This window comes from Candidatus Binatia bacterium, from assembly GCA_036382395.1.
Taxonomy (GTDB): Bacteria; Desulfobacterota; Binatia; order HRBIN30; family HRBIN30; genus JAGDMS01.
Map to the genome: position 1 here is coordinate 1 of DASVHW010000012.1, position 8,642 is coordinate 8,642.

Consider the following 8,642-nt stretch of genomic DNA (forward strand, 5'->3'; position numbering starts at 1 on the left):
TAGGCCTGCGCCGTTGATGCCGTCACGGCTGCTGCAGAGGCTGACCCCGCTGCTCCAGAGCCCGGCGCTGCGTTTCTGCGCCTCCGTGCCTCTGCGTTGAGGAATGTTCCCTATTGGGGTTAGATTCAGCCGATGCGCACCTCTCTTGAACTGGCCGTCGACCTCGACAGCGCCAACGATGCGGCGGCGCAGCGCCGGCTGGCGGCACGGTTGCTCGATCGGCCGGAGGTGGAGATCACTGCGGTGCGCGTACGCAAGCGGTCGATCGACGCGCGGCATACGCCGGTCACGATCCGCCTGCAGGTCGACGTCTACTGCGACGAACCCGCACCGCAGGAGGAGCTGCCGCGGCCGAGCTATCGCGCGGTGAGCGGCGACCGCTCGGTGGTGATCGTCGGCTGCGGACCGGCGGGGATGTTCGCAGCCCTGCGGCTGATCGAGCTGGGGGTCAAGCCGATCGTGCTCGAACGCGGCAAGGACGTCCGCGCCCGGCGGCACGACCTCGCCGCGATCCAACAACACGGCATCGTCGATCCCGACAGCAACTACTGCTTCGGCGAAGGCGGCGCCGGCACCTACTCCGACGGCAAGCTCTACACCCGCGCCACCAAACGCGGCAGCGTCGACGCCGTGCTGCGCACGCTGGTGGCGCACGGCGCACCACCGGACATCCTGATCGACGCGCACCCGCACATCGGCTCGAACCGACTGCCCAAGGTCGTCACCGCACTACGCGACAGCATCCTGCAGGCCGGCGGGGACATCAGCTTCGAAACGCGTGTCGCCGACTTTGTCATCGATGCGCGCCGTTGCCTGCGTGGCGTCGTCACTGCCGGCGGCGATGACGTCATCGGCGACGCCGTGATCCTGGCAACCGGTCATTCGGCGCGCGACATCTTCGCGCTGCTCGTCGCCCGCGGGATCCGCATCGCGCCCAAGCCCTTCGCCATGGGCGTGCGCGTCGAGCACCCGCAAGCGTTGATCGACCGCCTGCAATACCACGGCACGCCCGATCCGCGGCTGCCGGCAGCGAACTATCGGCTGGCGACGACGGTCGGCGAGCGTGGCGTCTTCTCCTTCTGCATGTGCCCCGGCGGCTTCATCGTGCCGGCCGCCACGCGGCAGGATGAAGTCGTGGTCAATGGCATGAGCCTGTCGCGCCGCGACTCGCCGTTCGCCAACTCGGGCGTCGTCGTCTCCGTCGACGCCGCCGACCTCGACGCCTACGCCACCCACGGGGCGCTGGCGGGCATGCGCTATCAGCAAGCGCTGGAGACGGCGGCAGCGGCAGCCGGCGGCGGCCACCAACGCGCCCCGGCGCAGCGGCTCACCGACTTCCTCGCCAGCCGCCAATCCACCACGTTGCCCGCGACCAGCTACCACCCCGGCATCACCACGGCGCCACTGCACACGCTGCTGCCGCCGTCCTTGGTGCAGCGGCTCCAGGGCGGGTTCAAGCGCTTCGGCGCGTCGATGCGCGGCTACGTCACCGAGGACGCCGTGCTGGTCGGCGTCGAAACGCGCACCAGCTCACCGGTGCGCATCCCGCGCCACGCTGACTCGCTGCACCATCCCGAGATCGCCGCGCTCTACCCATGCGGCGAGGGCGCCGGCTACGCCGGCGGCATCGTCTCCGCCGCGTTGGACGGTATACGCATCGCCGAGGCGTGCGCTGCCAGCACGGCGCGGAGCTAACGTCGACGTCAACTTCCAGACATGGAGCCGCGGCGAGAAGGCGCAAGATATCGCGCTGGTTTTGTGCGTCTTTGCGGCTCAACAGATATCCAACAGCAAGGCGGCCGGCAGGTGGGTCGAAAACGTCATCACTTTTGCCTATCCTTACCAAGAGCAGTTTGAACTGCTAGTTGCTATCACTTTGGCCGCGGCGATCACGCCGCATTGCACTACCGGCCGCGTGATGCGGGGCAACAGTAGGTAAGAAGGAGAAGCAACATGGCAACAGGTGGACGCCCATCGATGAACAAGCGGCGCAAGGAGCTGGAGCGCCGCCAGCGGCAGGAGCAGAAGACGGCGCGCCGCGCCGAGCGCGCCGAAGAGGCGAAGAACCGACCCTCCACTGAAGGTGAGGATGCGGATATCGCGGGAATCGTGCCCGGGCCGCAGCCGCCGCGGGAGGACTGAGCATGAGTGCGGGCGCAGTCGAGGTCCCGTACGACTCCCTGCAGGCCGCCACTTTGCGCACCGTAATCGAGGAGTTCATCACGCGCGCTGGAACAGACTACGGTACACACGAGAGGACTTTGGAAGAAAAGGTCGCCGACGTCATGCGCCAGCTGCACCGCGGCGAGGCGAAGGTCGTCTTTGATACCCAGACGGACACGGTGAACATCGTGCCGCGCACTCGCTCACGCCGCCGGCAGTAGGGGGGCATTGTGCGCCCTGTCGTGTTAGGAAGCCCCCCGGGTTGGACCTGCGCAAGTCGCTGCAATAGCTTTGTGCTATTGTGAGGACGAGAAGGCGCACGGTTGCTGTCGAGGCGCGCCACTCCAAATTGAATACCCGTCGCGGCGTTGGCTGCGAGTAAGGACTTGGAATGCAGAAGAAGCAGTTCTCAGATCTCGGCTTGTCGCCGGAGAGTCTCAAAGCCATTGCGAAGATCGGGTTCGAGGAGGCGTCGCCGATTCAATCGGAAACCATTCCGAAGTTGCTTGCCGGCGTTGATGTCGTCGGACTTTCGCAGACCGGTTCGGGGAAAACCGCCGCCTTCGCGATCCCGGCGATCGAGTTGGTCGATGCCAGCTTGCGTGTCCCCCAGGTGTTGATCCTGTGCCCGACGCGCGAGCTGGCGATGCAGGTCGCGGAGGAGGTCGCCAAGCTCGCACTCTTCAAGCGCGGCGTGCGCGAGCTACCGATCTACGGTGGGTCGGCCTACGACCGACAGCTGCGTGGCCTGCGCGAAGGCGCGCAGATCATCATTGGAACGCCGGGCCGACTGATGGATCACCTCGCGCGCGGCTCGCTGCGTCTCGACCGGATCAGGATGGTCATCCTCGACGAAGCCGACCGCATGCTCGATATGGGCTTCCGGGACGATATCGAAGCGATCCTGAAACAGGCGCCTGCGGAACGTCAGACCGCGTTCTTTTCCGCCACGCTACCACCTCCCATTCAGCAGCTGATCCGGCGCTACGCGCGGACTCCCGTCAACGTCCGCATCGAGTCGCACCAGATGACCGTACCCGCCATCGAGCAGATCTACTACGAGGTCGACCGCCGCTCGAAGCTCGAAGTGCTGTGCCGGCTCATCGATCTTCAGGACATCAAGTACGCGCTCATTTTCTGCGGCACCAAGATGATGGTCGATGAGCTCGCCGATCACCTCGCCGCGCGTGGCTACAGCTGCGACAAACTGCATGGTGGCATCTCGCAGACGACGCGCGAGCGCGTCATGGCGAAGTTCCGCAAGCGCGGCGTCGAGTTTTTGGTGGCGACCGATCTGGCCGCGCGCGGCCTCGATGTGGACGACATCGAAGTCGTGTTCAACTACGACCTGCCGCAGGATGCGGAAGACTACGTGCACCGGATCGGTCGTACCGGCCGCGCCGGCCGCAGCGGACGCGCCATCACGTTTGTCGCCGGGCGTGAGATCTACAAAATGCAGCAGATCGAGCGTTTCACGAAAGCGCGCGTGCGGCGCGAGAAAGTTCCCTCGGCAGAGCAAGTCGAAGCGAAGCGGACGAATCAATTCTTCGAGACGCTCCGCGAGACGCTCGACAAAGGCGAATACCAGCACCACGACGAGATCATCGACCAGTTGCTTGAGCAGGGCCATTCGGCGACCGACATCGCGAGCGCGCTGATCGACATCTTGGGACGCGAAACGGTGCGCGAGACGGTGCCGATCCGCGAAGAAATGGAGCCGGCGCGGCGGCGCCACTCTCGCACCGATCCAGGCCGGGAATCGCACCGCGACTCCGGGCCACGCGACCCGTCGCACCGCGACTCGGCGCCAGGCGCGGCACGTCGTCGCCAGCGCGACCCGGCTTCACCGATCTCGCACGAGGCGGGAATGACGCGGCTGGTGATGAATGTGGGCAAGGCAAGCGGGATAGGGCCGGGCGACGTGGTCGGCGTGATCGCCGGTCTGGCGCGAGTGTCGCGCGAGAACATCGGCGCCATTGAATTGCTCGACCAGCAGACATTCGTCGACGTCGCTGAGGACAGCGCCAACGTCGTCCTGAAAAAACTCAAGGGAATCCACTTCAAAGGCCGCAAACTGGCGATCGCGCCGGCCGCATAGCAGCCCGTCGAGAAAGCCGGAGGCGCCCTTCGACAAGCATGTCCTGAGCAACGTCGAAGGGCTCAGGGTGAGCGGAGAATGTCCTTTGGAATCCGGGTGGGGATCCGCTCATGCTGAGCTCGTCGAAGCACGGGGTGGAGTTCTTCTATGATTCCTTGGGAACTCCTCGACAGCGCGCAGGTGCCCGGAAACGGCGAAGAGCTTCGCCTATACCGGCGTGGCGAAGAGTTTTCGATCAGGGTGGATAGTCGCGAACTCATGAACAGCCGTGTCCATGGCTCCGAGGACGCTCTGGCCGAGCTCGCATGCGCCAGGGTCGCCGACCGTACCTGTCCGCGGGTTCTAACCGGAGGTTTGGGTATGGGGTACACCCTGGCCGCTGCACTCCATCGACTCGGAGCCGGGGCCCGGGTGATCGTGGCTGAGTTGGTGCCGGCGGTGGTGGCATGGAACAGGGGACCCCTTGCTGACCTGGCTGGCCATCCACTTCAGGACAGCCGGGTGACTGTTCGCGAGGTCGATGTCGCCCGGATTCTAAAGGAAGAGCACCGGCTCTACGACGCCATCTTGCTGGACGTGGATAACGGCCCCGAGGGTCTGACCCTAAAGAGCAACGACTGGCTCTACGCGCGGGCCGGGCTGGATGCAGCCTTTGCGGCACTTCGGCCTGAGGGCGTGTTGGCGGTCTGGTCGACCATTCCCAATCGGGTTTTCGCCCAGCGCCTGCGTCGGGTCGGGTTCGAGGTGGACGAAGTCGGTGTGCGGGCAAGAGGCCCACGTGGGGGAAGACGGCACACGATCTGGATCGCCGGGCGCGGTCCCTAACCTGTAAGGGCAAGAGCCGCCGCGCGTGACGCGTACCCTGCTCGTCGGCGATGAGCCGCTCGACCGCTTGATTCTTTCAACTGCAATGATGATAAGAGTCACATGAAACTAGCCAGTACCCATGCCAAAACCCTGGTGCGCAATCATATCTACACGCGCACGCTCAGTGCCGGGGAGACCGCGGCGCGCATCAAAATGGGGCTGCGCGTCAGTGAGTTCGACACGCTACGGGAATTGCTGGGGCTGACAGTGGACGCTTTGGCCAAAAAGGTGGGCATCTCCATCGCCACCCTCTCGCGCCGGCGTCGAAGCGCCGAGGTCCTCGATGCCGAGCATGGCGATCGGATCATGCGCTTCGCGCGGCTCTACCGACTGGCGCGTGATCTCTACGACGGCGACGAGACGGCGGCGCGCAATTGGCTGACCAAGCCGGCGCGCGCCCTGGACGGGCAGACACCGCTCGACTACGCCGACACGGAGGTCGGTGCGCGCGAGGTCGAAAACCTCATCGGCCGCCTGGAGCACGGCGTCTACACCTGATGCCCACAGTGTGGCGCGTCGTCAAGCGGACGCATGCGGCTACGGCTTTTGATGGAGAGGGGGCGCGTCGCTTCGGCGGCCGCTGGAATTCGCCGGGTCGACGCGCCGTCTATGTGAGCGCCAGCAAATCTCTGGCGACGTTAGAACTCCTCGTTCACCTCGACGTCGCGCAGTCCATGCCACGCCTGGCGGCCTTTGCTTTCGACCTGAACGAGAAGCTCATCGAGGCCTTGTTGCCGGATGAGTTGCCCCGGCACTGGCGGACCTTGCGGGGGATTGCCGCCACGCAGCGGCCCGGCGATGACTGGCTCGCATCCGGGCTCGCCCTGGCCCTGGCGGTTCCCAGCACGATTGTACCCGAAGAATCCAATTACCTCTTGAATACAGGGCACCCCGCCTTTGCCCGGCTCAAGTTCGGCCGGCCCATGCCGTTCCTCCTCGATCCCCGTCTCGCCCGGTGAGACCGCGGCTGCCGACTCCGCGTCGCCCGTAGAGACGCAGGGCGACGCGGTCGGCAGCCATCCCGCCAGCGTTCACCAGACGAGCGACAAGCCCAGGCTGATGAACAAGCTGTTGCGCTTCGATCCTGCTGCCGGCTGGTTGTTGTACTCGTCACGCACCACGAACTTCGCGCTGATTGGATTGATGAGCGGGGCCGTCAGGCCGGCTTCGGTACGCAACAAGTATACCGTCGTGAAGTTGTCGACAGCGGGCAAGTAGTCCAATCGCCAGTCGGAGTGGGCGCCGTATGGCAGGTAGTAGCCTGCCAGGGCACCAAAGGCGATCGCGTAGTAGTCACGATCATTTGATCCGTTCGGCAAAGGGTGATTGTGAAAATACTTTTCGTACACCCAGCTGGGGCCGACTTCGCCCTGGAGGAAGTTGCGCCGGTCCCCGGCGAGTTTCTCCTCCCAGAAGACGTAACCGACGCCGGCCTTGGGAACGCCCCGAATACTCAAGCGCTCAATGCCGTCGTAGGTTGCGTCTCCGGATGCAAACCCGTACAGCCGTGGCGTGAAGCTGTAGTCCTCGCGGACGAGCCCGAACAACTGATCCTGGGTCGTGCTCTTCGGCTCCCCCTGCTTCTTCTCCGTGCCGTAGCGATAGCTGGCCCCGAGGGTGAACTTGGTCGGAGCATGCGTGCGCACGGTGTTGAATCCGAGGAGAAAGCCGGTCGTGTCGATCGTGCTCTGCTGCACGTTGAGGCCGGCATCGAAGTTCCCGGCCCAATAGCGCCACGCGCTGCGCATCCGATCGTTGAACGACAGGCCGCCGTCACCGAGCGGCCGACCCGATTGGATCGTCGCAACGTCAATGGATGCCGCACCAGCCATCAGCCTTCCTTTACTGACTCCGCGCAGCGGCGCAGCGGTCTCTTGATCGTCCCCGTAGAGAATTTGGAACGGCCGGTCGGTTGTGATGTTCTCGATGTTTTCCCAATTGATCGCCAGGGCTCCCGTGCCGTACTCGGGGGCGAACGTAATGCCGGAGCCGCCGAGGGCCGTGACCTTGCCGCGCAATACCGTCCCCTTGGACGTCACCTCGTCCGCGGCAGCAATGCTCGCGCATCCGATCAACATGACTAGGCCAATGGCAAGCCCCGCCCTCCAGCCGCACTTCTCACTCGAACATCTCGGATCTATGACCATGATCCTTCCCCCCTTGAAGGTTTCATTTGATGAAACACCCCGACCGGAGATTCTACCCGAGAGGCGGGACAAATCTAGGCGGCCGGAGATTGTACCTCAGCCCAGCGCCTCTATGCGTTAATCCTATCATCCAGCATGACGTCGAATGAGGTCCAGGAAGGAAGCGAGCGCTGCCGGCGCAAGGCGTCACCACCGCGTCTTCTCGCAGTCGCTCCTCGCATGGCTCGATGATGTCTGGCGGCGTCCTTCACTCCTATCTGGTCGCCGAGATCTTCGCATGTCGCTGGCGCAGCGCGTGGTGTTGCTGTATAGCATGTCGTGGAGCGGTCAACACAGTGCCGCTGAACATCAGAAACCCAGAAACCGAGCGACTGGCGGAGACGCTTGCTCAGCTCACAGGCGAAAGCAAGACGGAGGCGGTGACCAAGGCCCTGCGTGACCGGCTGGCGCGGGTTCGCCGCGAGCGCTCCAAACGGCGCCTGGCGGATGAGCTCGACGAGATCGCTCGCCATTGCGCCGCATTGCCGGTGCATGATGCGCGGACGCCGGACGAGATCATCGGCTACGACGAGAACGGGCTGCCCCGCTGATGGTCATCGACACCTCCGCGTTGCTGGCGATCCTGCAGGACGAGCCGGAGCGCAGGGCTTTCAACGAAGCGATCGAGGCGGCGGAGACCACGGCGCTGTCCACTGCGACGTTTGTCGAGACATCCATCGTGATCGAGTCGCGCTATGGTGCAGAAGGTCTGCGCGACCTTGATCTGTTGATTGCCAAGGCGACCATCGACCTCGTTGCCATCGACGCCGAGCAGGCGCACGGTGCCCGCCACGCGTTCAGCCGGTTCGGAAAGGGCCGCCATCCCGCCAACCTGAACTACGGCGATTGCTTTTCCTATGCGCTTGCCAAGGTCCTGCACGCGCCGTTACTGTACAAGGGGGACGACTTTTCGCAAACGGATATCACCGCCGTGATTGCGACCAATCCGAAAGTGACACAAAATAGGCGAGGCGAAGCGGGCATCCTTCCCCGGTGAAGCCTCTTCACGCGGCGCTTCCCTGCTTGCAGGTTGGTCTGGGGGAACGGCAGGACAACGACCTCGCCGGCTACAGGCTTGCCCACGCAGCGTCCTCTTCAGGAGCGTTGCAATCCTTGGCCAGCGCGGATTCGCTCAGAAGCAAGCCGTCAAATCGTTCGTCTTCGGACTTGAGACGCAAGAAGCACGCGGCGGACCCTAGCGGCGTGCCGTCAGCGAAGTCGCCGCGCCGGTACCAGTCGCCGTCTTGGGCTGCGCGCTCGAAAGAGGACTGCAGGGCCGGGGGCGCCGGTCGTAACGTCTGCTGCGCCGGCTGACGAGCGGCGGTTGC

The 8,642-nt window shown here is 64.6% G+C and carries 11 protein-coding genes; 9 read left to right on the top strand and 2 right to left on the bottom strand.

From position 1 onward, the window contains the following. The first annotated feature begins 132 nt into the window (after window positions 1-132). The 7 genes from VF515_00775 to VF515_00805 all read left to right on the top strand — a co-directional run bounded on the left by VF515_00775 (window position 133) and on the right by VF515_00805 (window position 6,087). Entirely contained in the window at window positions 133-1,695 is a 1,563-nt protein-coding gene (locus VF515_00775) for an FAD-dependent monooxygenase (GenBank protein HEX7406159.1), read from the top strand. 258 nt (window positions 1,696-1,953) lie between these two features. Then, window positions 1,954-2,142 carry a hypothetical protein gene (locus VF515_00780; protein ID HEX7406160.1) on the top strand — a complete coding sequence of 63 codons (189 nt, stop codon included), beginning with the start codon at window positions 1,954-1,956 and terminating at the stop codon, window positions 2,140-2,142. 2 nt (window positions 2,143-2,144) lie between these two features. Further along, complete coding sequence (locus tag VF515_00785; protein HEX7406161.1) at window positions 2,145-2,384, top strand: YheU family protein; 240 nt, start codon at window positions 2,145-2,147, stop codon at window positions 2,382-2,384. Window positions 2,385-2,554: 170 nt separating this feature from the next. Next, complete coding sequence (locus VF515_00790) at window positions 2,555-4,261, top strand: DEAD/DEAH box helicase (GenBank protein ID HEX7406162.1); 1,707 nt, start codon at window positions 2,555-2,557, stop codon at window positions 4,259-4,261. 147 nt (window positions 4,262-4,408) lie between these two features. Next, window positions 4,409-5,086 carry a hypothetical protein gene (locus VF515_00795; GenBank protein HEX7406163.1) on the top strand — a complete coding sequence of 226 codons (678 nt, stop codon included), beginning with the start codon at window positions 4,409-4,411 and terminating at the stop codon, window positions 5,084-5,086. A 102-nt stretch (window positions 5,087-5,188) separates the two neighbouring features. After that, complete coding sequence (locus VF515_00800; protein HEX7406164.1) at window positions 5,189-5,626, top strand: antitoxin Xre/MbcA/ParS toxin-binding domain-containing protein; 438 nt, start codon at window positions 5,189-5,191, stop codon at window positions 5,624-5,626. Beyond that, window positions 5,626-6,087 (top strand): RES domain-containing protein, encoded by a 462-nt coding sequence (locus tag VF515_00805; protein HEX7406165.1) that lies wholly within the window; start codon window positions 5,626-5,628, stop codon window positions 6,085-6,087. Before VF515_00800 ends, VF515_00805 begins: the two co-directional genes overlap by 1 nt. Window positions 6,088-6,159: 72 nt before the next feature. On the opposite strand, the gene VF515_00810 is transcribed toward VF515_00805, so the two are convergent. Beyond that, on the bottom strand, window positions 6,160-7,275 hold the full coding sequence (locus tag VF515_00810) for a DUF481 domain-containing protein (GenBank protein ID HEX7406166.1): 1,116 nt from the start codon (window positions 7,273-7,275) through the stop codon (window positions 6,160-6,162). Window positions 7,276-7,610: 335 nt separating this feature from the next. Here VF515_00810 and VF515_00815 point away from each other — a divergent pair, with 335 nt between their 5' ends. Beyond that, entirely contained in the window at window positions 7,611-7,865 is a 255-nt protein-coding gene (locus tag VF515_00815; protein HEX7406167.1) for a type II toxin-antitoxin system VapB family antitoxin, read from the top strand. Then, window positions 7,865-8,311, top strand: coding sequence for a type II toxin-antitoxin system VapC family toxin (locus tag VF515_00820; GenBank protein ID HEX7406168.1), 447 nt, complete (start codon window positions 7,865-7,867; stop codon window positions 8,309-8,311). The genes VF515_00815 and VF515_00820 overlap by 1 nt, the downstream gene beginning before the upstream one ends. A 70-nt stretch (window positions 8,312-8,381) precedes the next feature. On the opposite strand, the gene VF515_00825 is transcribed toward VF515_00820, so the two are convergent. Then, a partial coding sequence (locus VF515_00825) for a hypothetical protein (protein ID HEX7406169.1) occupies window positions 8,382-8,642 on the bottom strand: 261 nt, incomplete at its 5' end.

What these genes read in the sequence shown, in the direction of transcription:
- VF515_00810 (HEX7406166.1), bottom strand. Translation starts at nt 7,275, where the DNA reads ATGGTCATAGATCCGAGATGTTCGAGTGAGAAGTGCGGCTGGAGGGCG.
- VF515_00780 (HEX7406160.1), top strand. Translation starts at nt 1,954, where the DNA reads ATGGCAACAGGTGGACGCCCATCGATGAACAAGCGGCGCAAGGAGCTG.
- VF515_00790 (HEX7406162.1), top strand. Translation starts at nt 2,555, where the DNA reads ATGCAGAAGAAGCAGTTCTCAGATCTCGGCTTGTCGCCGGAGAGTCTC.
- VF515_00785 (HEX7406161.1), top strand. Translation starts at nt 2,145, where the DNA reads ATGAGTGCGGGCGCAGTCGAGGTCCCGTACGACTCCCTGCAGGCCGCC.
- VF515_00800 (HEX7406164.1), top strand. Translation starts at nt 5,189, where the DNA reads ATGAAACTAGCCAGTACCCATGCCAAAACCCTGGTGCGCAATCATATC.
- VF515_00805 (HEX7406165.1), top strand. Translation starts at nt 5,626, where the DNA reads ATGCCCACAGTGTGGCGCGTCGTCAAGCGGACGCATGCGGCTACGGCT.
- VF515_00820 (HEX7406168.1), top strand. Translation starts at nt 7,865, where the DNA reads ATGGTCATCGACACCTCCGCGTTGCTGGCGATCCTGCAGGACGAGCCG.
- VF515_00775 (HEX7406159.1), top strand. Translation starts at nt 133, where the DNA reads ATGCGCACCTCTCTTGAACTGGCCGTCGACCTCGACAGCGCCAACGAT.
- VF515_00795 (HEX7406163.1), top strand. Translation starts at nt 4,409, where the DNA reads ATGATTCCTTGGGAACTCCTCGACAGCGCGCAGGTGCCCGGAAACGGC.